Consider the following 18,253-nt stretch of genomic DNA (forward strand, 5'->3'; position numbering starts at 1 on the left):
TATTTCCTCGTTTTTAAGCTTTTGGCATTGGCGTAGGTGTTGGCTTGCCGTAACCCTCTTTGTATTTATTGTCGATATAGTTGCGGATTTCCAGCGTTGATTTTCCTTTTTGTTTCATGGAAGCAGATTCAACAGCTATTTCTAGGCAATTGACACAAGTCGTTGCGTGGGAATCCCAAACAACTTCACCATTCTTTTTAATTTCACGAATAAAGCAATTTTTATTATTTTTATGCCCTACACTTTCACCGCAACCGCAGTAGCATGGAATCCAATCTAATAACTCTGCATTTTGTCCAGCGACAGTGTAGATATCTTTCATTTGTGGATCAAGCTTGTCTAGGAAAGTAGGAAGTGTGTCGACTCCTTTTGTTTTTTCTTGAATGTCAGCTTGCTGAGTATGCGTGGCATGATCATGCTCTTCTTTTGATTCAGAAGATTTTTTGTCATTTGTACCAGTACTCCCGCATCCAGCAAGAATTAGGCTCAGTACTGCAAGTAAAGAAAATACATACTTTTTCATTCGCTTGTCCCCTTTACAAATGTATTAACCAAATTGTATCAAATATCATGGTGCGTTGGGTGAAGATTTTTTCGACTGATTTTTGAATCGCCACCGCAGTGAATGGAATAGAAATAAAATTGGGATATAAGCGTATACAATATATAAGCCGGCCTGAGAAAGTACGGTATTTAATGTATTGATGCTTTCCCTGTTTGTGAAAAACAGAGATGAAACAAATATAGTCGCGATAAACAATGGCAATGTAATGTTAAATGGTATGTGAAAAGAGTATTTACTAATACGACAAGAAGACCAAATGGTTAAACAAAGATTAGGTAAAATAATAAGAAACCAGATGAAAATAATAATGTATTCAAATCGCTGAATGAATGGCACTTTAATAATTTTTAGCATCGTTAAAGTAGGCCAAATTGTATGATGCAGTTGCCCCTGACTATAGTACATAAGGGAAACGATTGCTAGTATTACATATAAAATAGTTGTGAAAGCAATCCCGCCATGTGCCCATTTATGTAGTGATTTTCCCTTTTTAATAAGTGGATAAAAGATAAGAATTGCTTCAAATCCAAGAAACTCTAATGCAGATGCTTTCGCTGAATATAGAATGTCTGCAGGTGAATGGGTGAAAATAGGTAAAACATTACGGACATGTGCGTATTTCATAGGGAAAACTAAGAAGAATAGTACGAAAATTGGTATTATGACGCCCCAAAAACACATTCCTGTTACAGAGCGGAAGCCGCCTTTTATTACGTAATACGTCACGAGTAAAAATAATAATGTTAATTTCCATGGCTTAATTGTAGGAAAGACCCAAACTTGAATAACTTCAATATATGTACGAAGCACAGTAAGGCAAAATAAGAGAAGATATGCGGCAAAGCACATAGACAAAAAGGTTCCAATCCATTTTCCGAAACATGTCGTATGAATGGTCATCAAATCATTGTCTTTATCTAACATCTTTAACATACAAAACAGTACGATATGAGTTAAGACACCCGCAACAATAAGGGAAATCCAAGAATCATAACCAGCATATTGTGCAATAACTCGTTGGTATCCTAACACGCCTACTCCAATTTGAAGAGAGTGTAATAAAAGAAATGTGAAATAAGGGGAAACGGTCATTGTTTTATTTTGCTCAGCCATTGTAACACCTCACTATTCTCCGATACCAGATTGTACAACATTGATTTGTACGTGAACAGCAACATCTACATTAGGGTACATTTCTTGAATTTGTTTTATAGTCCATTTTCTTGAATGACTACGAATTTCTTCCCGTATCCCTATCGGATCGACCTCTTTTTCTTGGAATTGTTTTATTAATTCGTTTAAATGTTTCTCAACTGTTTTTTCTACATGTTTTTTTATGTAAGTTATGTTTTCGTTTTTCGCTAAATCAAGCCAGCTTGGAGCGCTTTTTATGAGTCCGTTTAATTTTAGGTGAATATGAACTTTCGGCATGTCACCAGTATCGGAAATGTAACAAACGCTCTTTCCAGATAAGTTTTGAGTGGCAATTAATCCTTTATGGTTACCTTGCTGTATTGGAACTTCGTAACGACCATTTGTAGTTGGATTAAGGAGTAATTTTAATAAAAAAGATCCTTTTTTATCTGTGTACATAACCACTTTATCCTTTTTTAAAAAAGCGAGTCCTTTAATGGAAGCGGACTTGTCTTCATCCATTTCAATATAAGGAAGAAATGGATCGCATCCTGATGAATAAAAGTTATATAAAAAAATATTTAAAGCAGTCCGTGGAATCGTTTCGGTTTCTATGTTTTGCTCCAGTAAGTCAGACAGATATAGTGATCCATTTGTTTTAATATGTTTGAGCAGTTTTTCTGTAGAACCGTCTACCAGTGCTAGTTGAACATCTCGACCAATATTAGGATCACGTTGCAAATTATTTATAATATCGCCAATTCCATGTTCGCCAATGGATTTTCCAAAAAGCACAACACGCATTTGACCGACAGCGATAGTATGAGGCGATTTTGCATTTAGTCGTGAAGATATTGTTTCAATCGTGCCAGCAGTAGTTGACTGAGTTTCTGGTTTTGATTGAACGCCTTTTGTGTAATCGGGATAAAGAATCGTCCCGCGAAATTGTTTGTCTTTCGTTATATCAAATCCACCTACATGAATCATTCGCTGTGTGTCTACTATATTCGGTTGTGTACATCCCGATTGGAAAATTAAAACGATAATAGCAAAGTACAATAAAATTTTTTTCATTTCTCCTCACCATCACGTTTTTCTTTCGCTTTATTTGGATCATAGCGCCATTTCTTTTTTGGTCTCAGAAAAGAGGCACGTCCAGCAGTTTGACTAAATGGTAAGCGAAGAAGTCCTTCTGCAGTTCCTAAACCGCGAAATGGATATAAAGGCAATAAATAAGGCGACCCAAGTGATTTAAGACGAATTAAATGAGCTAATATGAATACGAATCCAACGATAAGACCTACGCCGCCAAATGCACCAGCTAAAATGATGAGAGGGAAGCGTAATATTCGGATGGTAGAGGACATTTTTACTGTTGGTGTCGTAAAAGACGCCAGTGCAGACAATGCAACAGCAATTAATAAAATAGTACTCGTTAAAGCAGCCTCAACAGATGCTTGTCCAATTACAATCCCACCAACAATACCAATCGTTTGTCCAACTTTAGTCGGTAAGCGTGCTCCAGCTTCGCGAAGTAATTCAATTGTAATTTCTAAAAAAAGTGCTTCTAACATCGGTGGAAACGGTACGTTAGCTCTAGAATAAATAATAGGACCAAGTAAATCAGCTGGAATCATTTGATAGTGATACGTTAATACAGCTGTATAAATAGCTGATGAAAATAGAGAGAATGCAGCTCCGAAAAAACGAACTAATCTAAGAAAGGAGCCTGCTATCCAGGGCAAATAATAATCTTCTGGAGAGACGAAGAAATCAAGCAACGTCGCTGGTCCGGCTAATGCATATGGTGAACCATCTGTTAAAATGACAACTCCTCCATTCAGTAACGCATAAACGGAGCGATCTAAACGCTCTGTAGGTAGTAAAACAGGGAAGGGTGAGTTGCTATTATCGCTAATAAACTGTTCAATCATAGTTGCATCAAAAGGAAAATCAAAGTCAATATCTTGTAGGCGTTGCACGGCAGTATTCACATGCTGTTCATTTGTAATATCCGCCATATAAGCGACTATGATTTTTGTTTTCGATATAGACCCAACGGAAAGCTCCTTGAAAATTAATTGCTCTGTTACGATATTTCGCCGAAGTAAATGCATATTTGTATCGATATTTTCAACGAATCCGATTTTTGGACCAATTACACTATATTCATTCTCTGTATCGTTATATAATCTCGTTCCTAAAACTGAACTTTCAGCGCGGAGGAGTGCATACGCTTCTTGCTCTGAACTTTTTTTTAGCTGTACTAACACGTAGCCACCTAATAATTTTTCGCGAATATCATTAACGGAAGGAGAGATGATAATGTCTTCAATTGCTACGATATTTGCGATATCCTCAATATTTTGAATTTCTTCTAATTTAATTTTTATAGGAGCTAAAATGAATCGTTTAATAATGAGTGATTCTACTGTAGATTGATAATAAAACAAACATAACGTCCCATCTTCTATGACGTTATAAGAAGAAAAGTCACTTGATTCTTTCATAGTGTGGATAAATTCTGGAATAGAACAAACAGTTTGTTTCTTCTTTTTAGATGATAAACGAAACATTTTTTCACCCCTAACATATATCATTTACTTATGTTAGTTTTTGGGAAATACGGGAATTTATACTTGGAAATTGAAAGTTCATAAAGAAAAGGAAGAGTATTGAAAATCTCTTCCTTTTTGGCATGCTAATTTGTTTTCTTTTCTTTAATAGACTTCACTAATTTAATCATTTCTGCTCGTATATCTTCTTTTTTTACATTTAATTTTTCTGCAATTTGTTTAATGTCCATTCCGTCTTTTTTCATTTTTAGTACATCATCGAGAGGGGTATTACTTTTTTGAGAGATGATTGTTAATACCGTGAGCTGACGTAATCCGATATTATATTCTTTCATTTTTTGTTTTAGGCCGTCTGGTGTAGATTTTTGTATATTTGCTAATTCTTGTAGCAGTGCTTTTTTCGTTTCTTTATTCATATGATGCTTTTTTAATTTACTTGGATCTACACCGAAATGCTGGGCTGTTTTCTCCCAAGATTTATTTTGCTTATAGTAAGCTAAAACGTCTTTTATTTCTTTTTTACCGATTCTTGCAATATGAGCAGCTTTCCAAATTTCATGTTTGTTATAGCCGAGTTTTTCGAGCGATTGCATTTCTTCTTCTGAAATAGGCTTATGATGGTGCAATGTTACTTCTTTTGGCGTAGCAGCGAAAGTAGGGAAGACGGTTGCCCCGAATAATAATGTTGCCATAGTCATACTTACTGCGATTTTTTTGTACATATAAACTCCTCCTAGATGGATAATGTGGAAAACTGTACACATATCATTTCCATAAAATGTGAAATACTTGTGAACAAGTTAAGTTTTTTTCTTCACAGTATAAAATGACGTTTTTGGAAGTTTTCCAACATAAAACATTGATTAATAGTGAAAAACTAGGGTATAATCGAAATTGAAAATCAATATCAATAACAAATGTATACATATAGATGAAAATAAGGGAGAGAAAAATATGACTACATATACTTCCATCGCAAATGTGATTAAAGAAAGACGTTCTGTACGTACATTCACAGATAAATCTGTAGATAAAGAGTTATTAGTTGAACTATTAAACGACGCAACGTGGGCACCGAATCATAAACATCGTGAACCATGGAATTGTAAATTATACATTGGAGAAGGCCGCAAAAAATTAGTAGATGCAGTATTAAACTCTTTCACAGAAGAAGAAAGAGCGAAACGCGGTAAAATTTTATCTGATCGTTTCTTAAGCACGCCTGCACAAATTGTTGTTTATATTAATGAAGATCCACGTCAAATTCAACGTGACGAAGATTACGCTGCAACATGTGCATTTATGCAAAACTTCCAACTTCTTGCTTGGGAACGTGGATTAGGTTGTGTTTGGAAATCAGGCGGATTAAACTACAATCCATTATTTATAGAAGGACTTGGTTTAACAAGAGGCCAACGCATCGTTGGAATTCTTCACCTTGGCTATTTCGATAAAGCGCCAGAAGGAAAAGCTCGTACACCGATTACGGAGAAGATGGAGATTATTGAGGGTTAATAGATAAGACATTCTCGTTTTTATGAGGATGTCTTTTTATTATGCAATCAATCCTCATGAAAGCTTGTTCCTCATCATACACTTTCTTAAGGGAAAGTGTAAGGAGGGAAAATAATGAGAGCAAGTGACGATAAAGCACTGCAATATGCAATTGCGGAAATTACGGAAATTGCGACTGGATTTGGGCTTGATTTTTATCCGATGCGTTATGAAATATGTCCAGCGGAAATTATTTATACATTTGGTGCATATGGGATGCCGACGAGGTTTTCACATTGGAGTTTTGGAAAACAATTTTTCAGAATGAAATTACAATACGATTTAGGTCTTAGTAAAATATACGAACTCGTTATTAACTCTGATCCATGTTATGCCTTTTTATTAGATACGAACTCGTTAATTCAAAACAAATTAATTGTAGCGCACGTTTTAGCACACTGTGATTTCTTTAAAAATAATATTCGTTTTTCGAATACGAAGCGAGATATGGTAGAAAGTATGTCTGCAACAGCTGAACGTGTGAAAGCATATGAGCATAAGTATGGAAAGGCAGAAGTAGAGACATTTTTGGATGCCGTACTTGCTATTCAAGAGCATATTGATCCATCGCTTATGCGTCCGAAACTTGCGTGGAGTATTGAAGATTTAGAAGAGGATGTAGAAAAGAAAAAGATATCACAGTACGATGATTTATGGAATTTAGATGATCGAAACAAAAAGAGAGAACGACCTAATATGCATAAAAAGAAGAAAATTCCGCCGCAACCAGAGAAAGATTTACTACTCTTTATTGAAGAATATAGCCGTGAGCTAGAAGATTGGCAGCGCGACATATTAACGATGATGCGCGAGGAAATGTTATATTTCTGGCCACAGCTTGAAACGAAGATCATGAACGAAGGCTGGGCTTCGTACTGGCATCAACGCATACTCCGTGAAATGGACTTAACATCTTCTGAAGCGATTGAATTCGCAAAGCTTAATGCAGGTGTCGTACAGCCATCAAAAACAAGTATTAACCCATACTACCTCGGTATTAAAATGTTTGAAGATATAGAGGAGCGCTATAATAACCCGACAGAAGAAATGAAAAGACGCGGCGTAAAACCTGGATCTGGTCGAGACAAAATCTTTGAAGTACGCGAAATCGAATGGGATGTATCGTTCTTAAGAAACTACTTAAATAAAGAACTCGTTATGAGAGAAGATATGTACTTATTCCAGCGTCAAGGAAAAGAATATAAAGTAATAGATAAAGAGTGGGAACATGTACGTGATCAGCTCGTAAATATGCGTACAAATGGTGGCTTCCCATACTTAGTAGTAGAAGACGGAGATTACTTAAAGAACGGAGAATTGTACATTAAACATAGTTACGAAGGAATTGAGCTCGATTTAAAATACTTAGAAAAAGTATTGCCGTACCTTCATCAGTTATGGGGAAGAACGGTGCATATGGAGTCCATTGTGGAAAGTAAGGGCGTTGTGTTTTCTTATGATGGGAAGATGGTACATCGGAAGTATGTGTGAAGGAAAGAACGGACATAGAAATGCTATGTCCGTTTTTTTATTTAAAAAATAAATTTATATTTTTTACTTAAAGTAAAGAATATGAATAATTGTTTGAGTTTGTTAAGTCAATGTAATTAATAATGATTATCATTATTAATTACATTGACTTCTAAAAAAAGAAAAACTAGAATTTATAAAGGGATCTTCAATTGTTCGCTATCATTCGTATAGGAGGTAAGTTATGTTGGATAGCTTTATTTCTATAAGATGTAGGTTGGCTCTTTATCGTTTTGGTGTCCTTTTTATCTTTTTTTGTACAGTATTTTTGGTGAATCAGAAGGCTTATGCAGAAGATGTACCGTGGACATCGGTTTCAAATGAGGGAGAACGTGTACTTTTTCAAGAACAATCTTTATATAGTAATGATCGAAGGGGAGAAGATCTTGTTTCGCCTTCATTTGAAGGGCGTAAACATGGTGGGGAAGATTGGGGATACTTATTAAGAGACAGTAATTTTAATTATCCATCTAATAACCTTACATATTCTGTAATCGGAAGAGATGATCGAATTAGGGTTACTAATACAACGTTGTATCCTTATAGGGCTATAGTACATTTAGTAATTCAATTTAATGGACAAGAGGTTTATGGGTGTACAGGAGCGCTGATCAGTAAAGATACAGTATTTACAGCTGGGCACTGTGTTTACGATAAAAAGCTTGGTGGATGGGCAAAAAATGTTATTGTGACTCCTGGTAGAAATGGAAACCAAGCACCGTATTTACCTTATAGTTGGACAAAGCTCTATTCAGTAAGTGGATGGACTGATGAGGGAAATTCGGAATTTGATTATGGAGCCATTAAATTAAATGGATCTCCTGGAGATTATACAGGTTGGTTAGGATATAGAACTACTAATGTAGAGTCTCCAAAAGGTTTACTCGCAGTAGTCCCAGGGTATCCATGTGATAAAGTAGGAAATGAAAAATATACTATGTGGACAGATTATGGACCAATTGAAGGCACTAGTCCTAGAATTTTAACATATAGGATGGACACTTATGGATGTCAAAGTGGAGCACCTGTATATCATGACTATTCTCGTACGGGTGTAACAATAATAGCTACCCATACAGTAGGAAGTAATTCTTGGAATTTTGGAAACCGGGTGACAGACGATGTTTTTAATAATCTCAAAAAATGGTCTGAATAAATATAATAAGCTTTTATGGATTTTATTTTGTGTATTGTTCATAATCGTAATGACTAGTTATATAGCAAATAATGAAAAGAAGTTTAGTAAGGTTGTTAAGTCTGTAAATTTTTACGTGAAAAATAAAGAAAAACAGCCGATAAAAGATTTTGAAATTATACTTATGAAAGACGAATCACCTGAGCCCAGTAAAGAAATTGGGATTTCAATAGGGAAAACAGATGAAGAAGGAAAAGTTATTTGGAGGAATGTGAGAAAGGGAAATTATATCGTATTTTTGCCAAATAGTGAGAAGCAAATAGTTAGGATTAACGATAGAGATGAAACGAGAGTAATAAATATATCATTGTAAAAAGAATCCATTTGGATTCTTTTTTTATTGGTAAGTAAATTAGCTGTACAAGGGAGTGGAAGGTTTGAAAAACAATTACCTTTACAATATACCCTTAAGGGTATATTATATTATACAAAGTTACAAAGTAATGTATAATATAGTCATAAATACGGAGGTGGTCTACATTGGAATATAATCAAGACATGAAAAATAGATTAAAACGTATTGAAGGGCAGGTTCGTGGTGTACTTCGTATGATGGAAGAAGGAAAAGATTGCCGAGAGGTTATTACGCAGTTAACGGCATCTCGTTCCGCACTTGATCGTACAATTGGACTTGTTGTGGGAACAAATTTAGAACAATGTTTACGTGAACAGTTTGAAAGTGGTAATGGTTCAAATGAAGAGTTAATTAAAGAAGCAGTTCAATTACTTGTAAAAAGCCGATAATCTGTCAAACATAAGTGTTGACAGATTTTCAAAAATATTTTAATATACCCCTACAGGTATATGTGTATAAATTGTGGAGGAATCGACTATGAGTATAAAAGTGGATATGAGTTTAGATTGTAAAGGTTTGGCTTGCCCGATGCCAATTGTGAAGACGAAGAAGGCAATGGAAGGTTTGGTATCAGGGCAAGTGATTGAAGTTCAGGCAACAGATAAAGGGTCTACTGTAGATATACAAAGTTGGGCGAGTAAAGTAGGTCATCAATATATCGGGACGAAACGCGAAGGTGATCTATTGATGCATTACGTTAGAAAAGCACACGAGCATGAAGTGAATGAAGTAGTGAAATATCCTCATACGATTACGAATGCGGATTTGCAAGAGATAGTATTAAGCGGTGAAGAGTGTATTGTAGTAGATGTTCGCGAAGCAGCCGAATTCGCCTTTGGTCATATTCCAGCGGCTATTTCAGTTCCATTAGGCGAACTAGACAGTGCAGCATTAGATCAGACGAAGCAAATATATGTTATTTGCCGAACTGGTAACCGTAGTGATGTAGCTTGCCAAATGTTGAAAGAGAAAGGGTATTCAAATGTGAAAAATGTCATTCCAGGTATGTTAGAGTGGCAAGGAAATGTAGAAAAATAAAATTTTTTAAATTAAAATATACCTATGGGGGTAATTAGATGAGTGTTAAACCGTTACAAGCAAAAGATGTTGCAGAGAAAGTTTTATTCGGAGAGTTGTTTATTTTAGATGTTCGTAATGAGACGGATTATGAAGAGTGGAAAATTGAAGGAAAACAAATTTCTTCTATAAATAAACCGTATTTTGATTTATTAGATGGTGTAGACCATATTGCAAGTGAATTGCCGAGAGAGAAAGAAATTTTAGTCGTATGTGCGAAAGAAGGTTCTTCTATATTTGTGGCAGAGCAATTGTTGGATGCTGGCTTCTATAATGTTTTTTATTTAGCTGGCGGTATGAAAGCTTGGAGTGAATATGTGAAGCCGTTAAAAGTAGGAGATGTACAGGGCGGGGGAAGTATATATCAATTTAATCGCCTTGGAAAAGGTTGTTTATCTTATATGGTCGTTTCAAACGGTGAGGCAGCAGTTATTGATGCAGTAAGAACAGTTGAAGCATATGAAGAGTTTGCGAAAGAGCATGGCGTGACGATTACGAATGTAATGGATACACATTTACATGCAGACCATATTTCTGGCGGACGTAAGTTAGCTGAAAGAGTAGGTGGTACGTATTGGCTACCTCCAAAAGATGCGGAGGAAGTTGTTTTCTCATATAAACCGCTTGTTGAAGGATCAGTTATTACGGTGGGGGGTACTAAAATTGAAATTGACGCATTATACTCACCGGGGCATACGATTGGAAGTACATCATTTATTGTAGATGATTCCTATTTATTATCAGGCGATATTTTATTTGTAGATTCTATCGGGCGTCCAGATCTTGCTGGAAAGGCTGAGGATTGGGTGAGTGATTTACGAGAAACTTTATATAACCGATATAAAGTACTATCTCAACAATTAATAGTGTTACCAGCTCATTATTCAAAAATAAGTGAAATGGATGAGAATGGTGTTGTGAGCGCAAAGCTAAAAGATTTATTTGCGTATAATGCAGGGCTAAATATTGAGGATGAGGGAGAGTTTCGTAAAGTTGTAACAGAGAATTTACCACCTCAGCCGAATGCTTACGAAGAAATTCGTCAAACGAATATGGGTAAAATCCATCCGAGTGCGGATGAAGGGCGTGAAATGGAGATTGGTCCAAATCGTTGTGCAGTTCACGAATAAGAAATAAAAAATGGAGGAATAGATGATGAATGTAAAACAAGTATTAGATGCGACAGGTTTAGCATGTCCAATGCCGATTGTAAGAACGAAGAGAGCGATGGATACTTTACAAACTGGAGAAGTGTTAGAAGTACATGTAACGGATAAAGGGTCAGTTAAGGATATTCCAGCGTGGGCAAATAAAGGTGGTCATGACATCGTGAAGCATATAGAAGAAGCTGATGTACTAAAGTTTTGGATTAAGAAGGCGTAGTAGTTTTATAAATGTAGAGAGGTTGGTTAGATGAATACAATATTAAGTACGCTTTTCATTGTACTTGCTACAGCGTTTGTTATTTCACGTTTTTTACCGGTAAAAGGTGTTCAAAATATAAGTGGAAAAGAATTAAAGAGTATAGCAGGAAAAAAGGGGAAACAATTTATCGATGTTCGTACAGTAGGTGAATATAGAGGAAATCATATGAAGGGATTTCAGAATATCCCGTTAAATGAATTAGCTAGTAAAGCAAAGCAATTAGATAAAAATAAGGAAATAATCGTTATTTGTCAGAGCGGGATGAGAAGTAAGCAAGCAGCAAAAGTATTAAAAAAATTAGGGTTTCAGCATGTTACTAACGTTTCAGGTGGTATGAACGCTTTATAAGGAAGGAATATCAAGATGAAAGAAATAACAGCGAAAGAAGTAGAGGAAAGATTATTAGGAAATGAAGAGCTACATGTAATCGATGTTCGTGAAGTAGAAGAAGTGGCGGAAGGGAAAATTCCAGGAGTGCTTCCTATTAGGTTAGGACTACTAGAGTTTCGAATGCATGAGTTAGATAAAAAGAAAGAATATATTATCGTTTGTCGCTCTGGCGGAAGAAGTGCAAGAGCAGTTCAGTTTTTAGAGAGCTACGGTTTTCAAGCAATCAATATGGTAGGTGGTATGTTAGCGTGGGAAGGTAAAGTCGTATAGTACAGAGATAAATGATTTGAGCCTTTTTACAAATAATAATATACCCCTATAGGTAATTGGAGGGAGAACAACATGGAACAACAGAAGAAAACAACAATCGTTTTATTTAGCGGAGATTATGATAAAGCGATGGCTGCTTATATTATTGCAAATGGTGCAGCGGCGTATGATCAAGAGGTGACTATTTTTCATACCTTTTGGGGCTTAAATGCTTTAAGGAAAGATGAACATGTGAAGGTAAAGAAAACGTTCATAGAAAAAGTATTTGGAAAAATGATGCCGCGTGGTGCGGATAAGATGGGATTATCAAAAATGAATTTTGCCGGTATGGGGCCAAAGATGATTAAAGGTATTATGAAAAAACATAATGCGATGCCTTTACCAGATTTAATGGATTTGGCGAAAGAACAGGGGATTAAACTTGTAGCTTGTCAAATGACGGTAGATTTATTAGGGTTAAAAGAGGAAGAGATTATGGAAGGGGTAGAGTTTGCAGGAGTAGGAGCTTATTTAGCAGATGCTTCGGATGGGAATGTGAATTTATTCATTTAAATCACCTTCTTTTTAGAAGGCGGGGGATATAAGGTGAGCTTAGTCGTATTACTTTTTATAATTGGGTTTATAGGATCGTTTATATCAGGAATGGTTGGAATTGGCGGTGCGATTATTAATTATCCGATGATCCTATACATTCCGGTATTGCTAGGATTTACTGGCTATACGTCACATGAAGTGAGTGGTATTACAGCGGTGCAAGTATTCTTTGCAACTTTTGCAGGGGCATGGGCCTATCGGAAAAGTAATGATATGGATAAAACGCTAGTTGTGTATATGGGAGCTAGTATATTAATAGGAAGTTTCATAGGTAGTTTTGGTGCTAACGTATTAGAGGAACACACGGTCAATGTTGTTTATGCAGCGTTAGCAACAATTGCTGCTATTATGATGTTCGTGCCGAAGCGGAATAATGGTGATAAAGTGAAATATAATAAATGGTTAGCAAGTTCGCTAGCGTTTATTGTAGGCGGAGCATCAGGCATTATAGGTGCTGGCGGTTCTTTCCTATTAGTTCCGATCATGCTAGTTATTTTAAAATTGCCGATACGTACAACAATAGCAACATCTATCGCTATTACGTTTATTTCTTCAGTAGGGATTACGACTGGAAAAGTGATAACTGGGCAAGTGGTCGTAATTCCAGCTCTCATTATTGCGATTGCAAGTATCTTTGCTGCGCCGCTTGGAGCGCGAGTTGGGAAGAGGATCAATCAAAAAGCATTGCAATATATGTTATCGATTTTAATTGTAGGGACTGCTGTTAAGATGTGGATTGATATGATATCGAAATAAAAGGATGGAGCTGCTTGCAGCCCATCCTTTTATTTATGCCCAAATAACTTTCATTAAGTTCTTATATTCGTCATTTGCTAATTTATATAGCATTCTCGTATGTTCAAAGACAAGTGCTGGATTAAAGTTTGGTTCTGAGAATGCAAGCGATGCTGAAATATCAATTGCATTTTGCTTGTTTAAAGTGAATTTTGCAAATCGATAAGATGTGTTTAATTCATTGATAACGTGCAAAATATCATTTGTTGATGTTGCATCAGGTACGTGAGCAACATTGAAGCAGTATATATCCACAGTAGGATGTTCGTTTTGGAAAGCAGCGATAAGTTGAATTTTTGCTCCAGCTTCTGTCTCTAACCCTACTGAAAAATGAACAGAACCATCATTTTCATCTATATTTTCTTCCATGTATATATCGTTTGACTTTAAGTAGTCTTTAAAATCTGAGATGTTATGTTTTACTGCAGCTTTCATATGTATGAGCCCCCTGATAATTGGAATAGATTGCTACTATTTATTATAATTTAAAAATATTAAAAAAGATAGTTAGAAAGTTCTGATTTTTAGATTCAGATAAATAAAAAGAAGCAGTTCTCTACCTCCATAGAGAACTGCTTCTTTTTTATTCATTGTCGTTAGACGATGTTTCTGTATCTTTACTGCTATTTTTATTTTTCACTTCATTGTTACTTGATTCGCGTTCACTTGAATTTTCTGACTTAGATTCTTTTGTTTTCTCTGTGCTTGTTTTCTTCGAATCAGAGTCTGTTTTTGTATATGCAGGTAATCCAAGGTGAGCACGAAGATCGTTTGTAACTTTTGCTAATTCTTTTTTATCTGGATTGTAGTAATATGTTCGGCCGCCACCAGCAGATTGGCTACATGTATCGTCACCTTTTGCCATATAGCAGTCTTCACCTTGAATTTGTAATTTTTCAATGTCTGAATCCGATCCATACTTATAGAATGAAAGCATATCATCGAATGTTAAGTTTGTAACGAATTGTCCGTTAATATCATCAATGATGTTACCAACTTTTGTTACAGATCCAACGCTTGTTAGTTTCTTTAAAATTGCTTCAATAACGAGCTGTTGACGTTGTCCACGCATTGCATCACTATCAATGTGTCGCGTTCTAGCAAGAGCAAGAGCTTCTTCACTATTTAGCTTTTGAACACCTTTCTTCAGGTGAATCGCATCAGCAGTATCATTACTATCTTGTTCAGTAAATTCAACTGGTACATCGACTTCAATACCACCTAAATCGTCAACAATCTTCATAAATGACTTGAAGTTAAATTTTACAAAGTAATCGACAGGAACATTCATTAATTTTTCAACTGCATCAATACTTGCTTGTGGTCCACCATCTTTTCCGTTTTTAGTAGAACCGTATGCATGAGCGTGTGTAATTTTATCTTTTTTCTTTTCCACTGGAATATAAGTATATGTATCTCGTGGAATACTTAATAGTTTTACAGTTTTGCTATCTTTATTAAACGTTGCAAGTAATAGTGCATCCGTTCTTATAGCTTCACCATATTCTTTCCCACGGACATCGCTTTCATCAACACCCATGATTAAGACAGAGACATTGTTCGTAATAGGTTTTACAGCTTTGTCACGTAAATCAGATTTATCACCGCGCGCTAAATCGTGTGCGGCATTTCGAACAGCAGAAGATGCTTTATTTACTAAAAACCAAGTATAACCGCCACCTATTATTAAAAAGAATAGAATAACGCTTATAATAATTTTTGTTTTTTTCTTACTTTTTTTCGGTTTACTGCGTGTATTTTCTTGCAAAGATGGGTTTTGCTCCATTTCCTGTACTCCTTCATTTGGATTGAAATACGACACTCACATCCACTTATTATAATGAAATTTAGCGAAAAAAAACATTACAAATCATTTACATTTCGTAAAAATTCAATTTATTTATAAAAAGTCAGATTTTCTATATTTTATTCTTCAGATGTAGATTAAGTATAAGGGCTTTTAGTAGAAATGAAAATATGTATTGTGAGAAAGTAATAGAGAAGTAAGATTTGTTGAAATATAGCCAAGAAGAAATGAGTAGGCTTATGTATTTCTTCTATATAATAAAGAAGAATTTTACGGATAAAGGAGAGGACATAATGAATCATACATCATTCCGAGCAATCGTTGTGAACGAAATAGAAAGTAAGCAATTTGTAAGAAACGTTGTAGAGAGAGAAATAAATAGTTTACCTGAGGGGGACGTATTCATACAGGTTCATTATTCTTCGTTAAATTATAAAGATGCTCTTTCATCTACGGGTAATAAAGGGGTTACGAGGGCATATCCTCATACGCCAGGAATTGATGCATCAGGAGTGGTTGTGAGTAGTAAAGATGAAACCATTAAGGTAGGAGATCAAGTCATTGTAACGGGATATGATTTAGGTATGAATACTTCTGGTGGTTTCGGAGAATATATTCGCGTGCCAGCATCTTGGATCATCCCTTTACCCGATGGCATGTCATTAAAGGAAAGTATGATGTACGGGACAGCAGGTTTTACAGCTGCTTTATCGGTATATAAGCTTATTGGAGCAGGCATAACGCCTAGTATGGGAGATGTTTTAGTAACGGGTGCTACAGGCGGCGTAGGGAGTGTAGCTGTTAGTATTTTAAGTAAGTTAGGATTTAACGTAGTAGGAGCGACAGGGAAAATGGTAGAGGAAGAGATGCTACTACGTTTAGGGGCGAAAAAGGTGATTCACCGCGCGGAACTGAATGATGAATCTGGAAGACCAATGCTTAAAGGAATATACGCTGGAGTTATCGATACTGTAGGTGGACATATGTTAGAAACAGCATTAAAAACGGTAAAGTACGGCGGTTGTGTGACGACATGTGGTAATGTGGCAGGCCAGGAGTTACAAACAACAGTATATCCGTTTATTTTACGAGGCATAAGCCTTTTAGGGATAGATTCTGTGCAATGCCCAGTGAATGTGAGAAGAGATGTTTGGACGCTCCTAGCAAATGAATGGGGAAACAAAGAGTTACTATCTTATACAGAAGAATGTACATTAGAAGAATTAGATGAGAAGTTTACACTTATATTGCAAGGAAAGTTAAAAGGAAGAACGGTTGTAAATATGAAATGAAAAAAGAGACGCTTAAGTTAGCGTCTCTTTTTTATTATAATGATTGTTTTAAATTGATTTTACCTTGTTCACCTAAAACACCATCAGCGATATTTACAGCGTGATCACCAATACGCTCTAAGTTACTTACCATATCAACGTAGATGATACTTGCATCACCTGAACAGCTACGTTCGTTTAGACGTAATACGTGACGTTTACGAAGAACACGTTCCATTTGGTCAATTTTACGTTCTTTTGCAATAACTGTTTGAGCTAGTTCAGTATCGAAGTTTGTTAAAGCATTGATTGCATCTTGTAATGTTGAAATTGTTAACTCAAGCATTTCATTTAATTCAGCTAGTGCTTCGTTTGATAGGGAAACACGGTTTGAAATTTGGAAATCTACAAGTTCTACAAGGTTTTCTACGTGATCGCCGACACGTTCAATATCTCCAACGACACCTGCTAGAACTGAATGCTTTTCAGAGTCTGTTGGTGAAAGTGGTTTTTCTGATAGTAAAACTAAATACTCGGTAATTTTTTTATCTAAATTGTTAATAGCTCCTTCTAATTGAGTAGCCATATCAGCGTGTTTTTTATCTTGTGTGTTTAAAAATTGATTTGCTTCTTTTAATCCATGTAATGAAAACTCAGCCATACGAATAATCTCTTTTTGAGCTTCTGTTAAAGCAATAGCTGGAGATTGTTCAATAAAGATTGGATTTAAATGTTGCGGTTTGAAGTCAATAGCTGCATCTTCCCCGCGAATAATTTTTGTTACAATCCATGCTAATACTGCAATGAACGGGAATTGAATAATAGTATTCGTTACGTTAAACGTTCCATGTGCAAATGCAATTGTCATTTCTGGATTTAAGTTTAATGACGTTTGGAAGTATAGAATTAAATTTGTAAAAGGTATTAATATAATTGTAAAGATGATTGTACCGACGATATTAAAGATAACGTGAACTAATGCTGCGCGTCTTGCTGCAATTGAAGTACCGATTGCTGCTAATACAGCTGTAATTGTTGTACCGATGTTGTCACCGAACAATACAGGAAGGGCAGCTTGTAAATCGATTGCACCTTGACCGAATAGTTCTTGTAAAATACCGATTGTTGCACTTGAACTTTGTACAATTAAAGTAAAGACTGTACCAACAACAATACCTAAAATTGGATTATCACTCATGCTAACTGTTAATTCTTGGAATGATTCTAAAGAGCGAAGAGGCTTCATACCTGTGCTCATTAGTTCTAAACCGAAGAATAACATACCAAATCCGAATATAACTTGACCTAAAGAATGTACTTTTTTATTTTTAAAGAAGAATAGTAAGATAGCTCCAACTGCCATAATTGGAAGAGCATATTCTCCGATTTTAATTCCGATAATAAATGCGGTAACTGTCGTTCCGATGTTCGCACCCATAATAACACCAATTGCTTGTCTTAATGTCATAAATCCGGCACTTACAAGTCCGACTGTTAAAGCGGTTGTTCCTGAACTTGATTGGATTAATACAGTAACTAACATACCTGCTAGTACACCCATAAGTGGGTTTGTTGTAAAGCGATCTAGAATATCGCGAAGACGATCTCCAGCTGCTTGTTGCAGTCCATCGCCCATGTATTTAATACCGAATAAGAAAATACCTAATCCACCAATGAACTGGAAGATCATATCTTGAATATTGTATTCCACGCAT

At 35.7% G+C, this 18,253-nt stretch carries 21 protein-coding genes; 13 read left to right on the top strand and 8 right to left on the bottom strand.

Annotated elements, in window-relative coordinates:
• Positions 1 to 13 precede the first annotated feature (13 nt).
• The 5 genes from KVT31_RS09200 to KVT31_RS09220 all read right to left on the bottom strand — a co-directional run bounded on the left by KVT31_RS09200 (position 14) and on the right by KVT31_RS09220 (position 4,997).
• A complete protein-coding gene (locus KVT31_RS09200) occupies positions 14 to 523 on the bottom strand; it encodes a PCYCGC domain-containing protein (protein ID WP_088095236.1) in 510 nt (169 codons plus the stop codon).
• Between the two features lie 45 nt (positions 524 to 568).
• Entirely contained in the window at positions 569 to 1,678 is a 1,110-nt protein-coding gene (locus KVT31_RS09205; RefSeq protein ID WP_088095237.1) for a GerAB/ArcD/ProY family transporter, read from the bottom strand.
• Positions 1,679 to 1,690: 12 nt separating this feature from the next.
• Positions 1,691 to 2,773, bottom strand: a complete 1,083-nt coding sequence (gene gerYC, locus KVT31_RS09210; protein ID WP_088095238.1) for a spore germination protein GerYC — start codon at positions 2,771 to 2,773, stop codon at positions 1,691 to 1,693.
• Positions 2,770 to 4,275: a spore germination protein gene (locus KVT31_RS09215; protein ID WP_088095239.1), complete on the bottom strand. Its 1,506-nt coding sequence runs from the start codon at positions 4,273 to 4,275 to the stop codon at positions 2,770 to 2,772. Before KVT31_RS09215 ends, gerYC begins: the two co-directional genes overlap by 4 nt.
• A gap of 125 nt (positions 4,276 to 4,400) precedes the next feature.
• Positions 4,401 to 4,997: a hypothetical protein gene (locus tag KVT31_RS09220; protein ID WP_140392352.1), complete on the bottom strand. Its 597-nt coding sequence runs from the start codon at positions 4,995 to 4,997 to the stop codon at positions 4,401 to 4,403.
• Positions 4,998 to 5,229: 232 nt separating this feature from the next.
• Here KVT31_RS09220 and KVT31_RS09225 point away from each other — a divergent pair, with 232 nt between their 5' ends.
• The 12 genes from KVT31_RS09225 (at position 5,230) to KVT31_RS09280 (ending at position 13,421) form a co-directional block, all read left to right on the top strand.
• On the top strand, positions 5,230 to 5,790 hold the full coding sequence (locus KVT31_RS09225) for a nitroreductase family protein (protein WP_088095241.1): 561 nt from the start codon (positions 5,230 to 5,232) through the stop codon (positions 5,788 to 5,790).
• A 114-nt stretch (positions 5,791 to 5,904) separates the two neighbouring features.
• Positions 5,905 to 7,320, top strand: coding sequence for a stage V sporulation protein SpoVR (gene spoVR, locus KVT31_RS09230; RefSeq protein WP_088095242.1), 1,416 nt, complete (start codon positions 5,905 to 5,907; stop codon positions 7,318 to 7,320).
• 223 nt (positions 7,321 to 7,543) lie between these two features.
• Entirely contained in the window at positions 7,544 to 8,515 is a 972-nt protein-coding gene (locus tag KVT31_RS09235; RefSeq protein ID WP_140392353.1) for a trypsin-like serine peptidase, read from the top strand.
• Complete coding sequence (locus tag KVT31_RS09240; RefSeq protein ID WP_088095243.1) at positions 8,481 to 8,867, top strand: DUF2606 family protein; 387 nt, start codon at positions 8,481 to 8,483, stop codon at positions 8,865 to 8,867. The genes KVT31_RS09235 and KVT31_RS09240 overlap by 35 nt, the downstream gene beginning before the upstream one ends.
• Positions 8,868 to 9,034: 167 nt before the next feature.
• Complete coding sequence (locus tag KVT31_RS09245) at positions 9,035 to 9,298, top strand: metal-sensitive transcriptional regulator (RefSeq protein ID WP_000456206.1); 264 nt, start codon at positions 9,035 to 9,037, stop codon at positions 9,296 to 9,298.
• A 73-nt stretch (positions 9,299 to 9,371) separates the two neighbouring features.
• The gene (locus tag KVT31_RS09250; protein ID WP_140392354.1) at positions 9,372 to 9,947 is read left to right on the top strand and encodes a sulfurtransferase TusA family protein; all 576 of its coding nucleotides are present in this window, start codon (positions 9,372 to 9,374) and stop codon (positions 9,945 to 9,947) included.
• A 38-nt stretch (positions 9,948 to 9,985) separates the two neighbouring features.
• Complete coding sequence (locus tag KVT31_RS09255) at positions 9,986 to 11,116, top strand: MBL fold metallo-hydrolase (protein ID WP_088095245.1); 1,131 nt, start codon at positions 9,986 to 9,988, stop codon at positions 11,114 to 11,116.
• Between the two features lie 22 nt (positions 11,117 to 11,138).
• On the top strand, positions 11,139 to 11,369 hold the full coding sequence (locus tag KVT31_RS09260) for a sulfurtransferase TusA family protein (protein WP_088095246.1): 231 nt from the start codon (positions 11,139 to 11,141) through the stop codon (positions 11,367 to 11,369).
• Between the two features lie 30 nt (positions 11,370 to 11,399).
• Positions 11,400 to 11,759 (top strand): rhodanese-like domain-containing protein, encoded by a 360-nt coding sequence (locus tag KVT31_RS09265; RefSeq protein WP_088095247.1) that lies wholly within the window; start codon positions 11,400 to 11,402, stop codon positions 11,757 to 11,759.
• Between the two features lie 15 nt (positions 11,760 to 11,774).
• Entirely contained in the window at positions 11,775 to 12,071 is a 297-nt protein-coding gene (locus tag KVT31_RS09270; RefSeq protein ID WP_088095248.1) for a rhodanese-like domain-containing protein, read from the top strand.
• Positions 12,072 to 12,143: 72 nt separating this feature from the next.
• The gene (locus KVT31_RS09275) at positions 12,144 to 12,623 is read left to right on the top strand and encodes a DsrE/DsrF/DrsH-like family protein (protein WP_000437730.1); all 480 of its coding nucleotides are present in this window, start codon (positions 12,144 to 12,146) and stop codon (positions 12,621 to 12,623) included.
• Positions 12,624 to 12,656: 33 nt separating this feature from the next.
• Positions 12,657 to 13,421, top strand: a complete 765-nt coding sequence (locus tag KVT31_RS09280; RefSeq protein WP_088095249.1) for a sulfite exporter TauE/SafE family protein — start codon at positions 12,657 to 12,659, stop codon at positions 13,419 to 13,421.
• Positions 13,422 to 13,454: 33 nt separating this feature from the next.
• Here the strand turns inward: KVT31_RS09280 and KVT31_RS09285 are convergent, their stop codons facing one another.
• On the bottom strand, positions 13,455 to 13,895 hold the full coding sequence (locus KVT31_RS09285) for a hypothetical protein (RefSeq protein ID WP_000642361.1): 441 nt from the start codon (positions 13,893 to 13,895) through the stop codon (positions 13,455 to 13,457).
• A gap of 148 nt (positions 13,896 to 14,043) precedes the next feature.
• A complete protein-coding gene (locus KVT31_RS09290) occupies positions 14,044 to 15,246 on the bottom strand; it encodes an LCP family protein (protein ID WP_088095250.1) in 1,203 nt (400 codons plus the stop codon).
• Positions 15,247 to 15,560: 314 nt separating this feature from the next.
• Between KVT31_RS09290 and KVT31_RS09295 the strand changes: the two genes are divergently transcribed.
• On the top strand, positions 15,561 to 16,559 hold the full coding sequence (locus KVT31_RS09295) for a YhdH/YhfP family quinone oxidoreductase (RefSeq protein ID WP_088095251.1): 999 nt from the start codon (positions 15,561 to 15,563) through the stop codon (positions 16,557 to 16,559).
• Between the two features lie 34 nt (positions 16,560 to 16,593).
• On the opposite strand, the gene KVT31_RS09300 is transcribed toward KVT31_RS09295, so the two are convergent.
• Positions 16,594 to 18,249, bottom strand: a complete 1,656-nt coding sequence (locus KVT31_RS09300) for a Na/Pi cotransporter family protein (RefSeq protein ID WP_088095252.1) — start codon at positions 18,247 to 18,249, stop codon at positions 16,594 to 16,596.
• Positions 18,250 to 18,253: the final 4 nt, after the last annotated feature.

Origin of the sequence: Bacillus sp. GbtcB14 (genome assembly GCF_019091205.1) — a bacterium.
Taxonomy (GTDB): Bacteria; Bacillota; Bacilli; order Bacillales; family Bacillaceae_G; genus Bacillus_A; species Bacillus_A cereus_AG.

Bases quoted from the DNA above. Each gene is read 5' to 3' on its own strand.
- KVT31_RS09290 (WP_088095250.1), bottom strand. From the start codon at position 15,246: ATGGAGCAAAACCCATCTTTGCAAGAAAATACACGCAGTAAACCGAAA.
- KVT31_RS09255 (WP_088095245.1), top strand. From the start codon at position 9,986: ATGAGTGTTAAACCGTTACAAGCAAAAGATGTTGCAGAGAAAGTTTTA.
- KVT31_RS09200 (WP_088095236.1), bottom strand. From the start codon at position 523: ATGAAAAAGTATGTATTTTCTTTACTTGCAGTACTGAGCCTAATTCTT.
- KVT31_RS09220 (WP_140392352.1), bottom strand. From the start codon at position 4,997: ATGTACAAAAAAATCGCAGTAAGTATGACTATGGCAACATTATTATTC.
- spoVR (WP_088095242.1), top strand. From the start codon at position 5,905: ATGAGAGCAAGTGACGATAAAGCACTGCAATATGCAATTGCGGAAATT.
- KVT31_RS09235 (WP_140392353.1), top strand. From the start codon at position 7,544: ATGTTGGATAGCTTTATTTCTATAAGATGTAGGTTGGCTCTTTATCGT.
- KVT31_RS09225 (WP_088095241.1), top strand. From the start codon at position 5,230: ATGACTACATATACTTCCATCGCAAATGTGATTAAAGAAAGACGTTCT.
- KVT31_RS09275 (WP_000437730.1), top strand. From the start codon at position 12,144: ATGGAACAACAGAAGAAAACAACAATCGTTTTATTTAGCGGAGATTAT.
- gerYC (WP_088095238.1), bottom strand. From the start codon at position 2,773: ATGAAAAAAATTTTATTGTACTTTGCTATTATCGTTTTAATTTTCCAA.
- KVT31_RS09215 (WP_088095239.1), bottom strand. From the start codon at position 4,275: ATGTTTCGTTTATCATCTAAAAAGAAGAAACAAACTGTTTGTTCTATT.
- KVT31_RS09285 (WP_000642361.1), bottom strand. From the start codon at position 13,895: ATGAAAGCTGCAGTAAAACATAACATCTCAGATTTTAAAGACTACTTA.
- KVT31_RS09260 (WP_088095246.1), top strand. From the start codon at position 11,139: ATGATGAATGTAAAACAAGTATTAGATGCGACAGGTTTAGCATGTCCA.
- KVT31_RS09295 (WP_088095251.1), top strand. From the start codon at position 15,561: ATGAATCATACATCATTCCGAGCAATCGTTGTGAACGAAATAGAAAGT.
- KVT31_RS09240 (WP_088095243.1), top strand. From the start codon at position 8,481: ATGTTTTTAATAATCTCAAAAAATGGTCTGAATAAATATAATAAGCTT.
- KVT31_RS09265 (WP_088095247.1), top strand. From the start codon at position 11,400: ATGAATACAATATTAAGTACGCTTTTCATTGTACTTGCTACAGCGTTT.
- KVT31_RS09205 (WP_088095237.1), bottom strand. From the start codon at position 1,678: ATGGCTGAGCAAAATAAAACAATGACCGTTTCCCCTTATTTCACATTT.
- KVT31_RS09270 (WP_088095248.1), top strand. From the start codon at position 11,775: ATGAAAGAAATAACAGCGAAAGAAGTAGAGGAAAGATTATTAGGAAAT.